Source organism: Hydrogenivirga sp. 128-5-R1-1 (assembly GCF_000171895.1).
Map to the genome: position 1 here is coordinate 1 of NZ_ABHJ01000438.1, position 1,233 is coordinate 1,233.

The window sequence follows — 1,233 nt, forward strand, 5'->3', positions numbered from 1 at the left end:
CTGTTGCAAGACTTGCAGGATTTATTGGAAAAACTTCACTTCATGAATCTGCACTTGAGATACTTGAAGCATATGAACTTTTAAATAAATAAGAAACGGGGGCTTGTATGCCCCTTAACATTCCTCTTTTAGCATATAATTAACATCTTCCTTATCTAAAACCCTTATAATACTTGTTGAGCCTGTAACACCTCCAACAAATCCAACAAGGGCAATAACAACATCATCAGGTCTGAAATCTTTTTTATAAGCCTTTTTTACAAATTTACATAAAAGTTCTTCAGAGTTTTCACAATTTTCTATAATCATATAAGGGTTAACACCCCAAACTATGTTTAATCTTCTAAATATTTTAATATCATGGGTTATTGCAAATATTGGAGATTTAGGTCTAAATTTTGAAACGTTTCTTGCCGTTCTTCCGGATTTTGTAAAAGCAACTATAGCCTTTGCTGACAGTCTTTGTGAAAGTTTTGTAGCAGAGTATGCTATTGACTGGGTTTTATCTTTTATTGACTCATATTCTCTGTGGAAATTGTAAATGCTTTCTGTTTCTATTATTGTTTTTTTCATTACTTTAACAGCTTCTACAGGATATTTGCCTACAGCTGTTTCATCAGAAAGCATCACAGCATCAGTTCCATCTAAAACAGCATTTGCTATATCTGATACTTCAGCCCTTGTAGGTCTTGGAGAGTTCAGCATTGAGGTTAGCATTTGGGTTGCAGTTATAACAGGTTTTCCTGCTTCATTACATTTTTTAATAATCATTTTTTGAATAACAGGAACTTTTTCCATTTCAATTTCAACTCCAAGGTCTCCCCTTGCAACCATTATTCCATCTGCCACTTCTATTATTCCATCTATATTTTCAACAGCTTCATGTTTTTCAATTTTTGCAAATAAAGGCTGGTCTCCGCCGTAAGATTTTATTATTTCTTTTGCTTTTAAAACATCTTCAGGATTTTTAACAAATGAAAGGGCTATTGTATCAATACCTTCTTTTACGCCAAACTTTACATCTTTTATATCTTTTTCAGTAAGCGATGATATATCAAGTTTTACTTTTGGAAAATTTACTCCTTTTCTTGAAGATATAACCCCTCCAACTAAAACTTTGGCAGTTATTCCTTCTTTGTTCGTATCAACAACTTCAAGTCTGATGAGCCCGTCAGCTATGTATATCATGTCTCCTTCTTTTAGCTTGTCTAAATCTCTGGATGATTAATACTT

1 protein-coding gene is annotated in these 1,233 nt (G+C 33.0%); it reads right to left on the reverse strand.

What is annotated here, in order from left to right; genetic code table 11:
• Positions 1–114: 114 nt before the first annotated feature.
• Entirely contained in the window at positions 115–1,188 is a 1,074-nt protein-coding gene (pyk, locus tag HG1285_RS18565) for a pyruvate kinase (RefSeq protein ID WP_008289537.1), read from the reverse strand.
• Positions 1,189–1,233 lie beyond the last annotated feature (45 nt).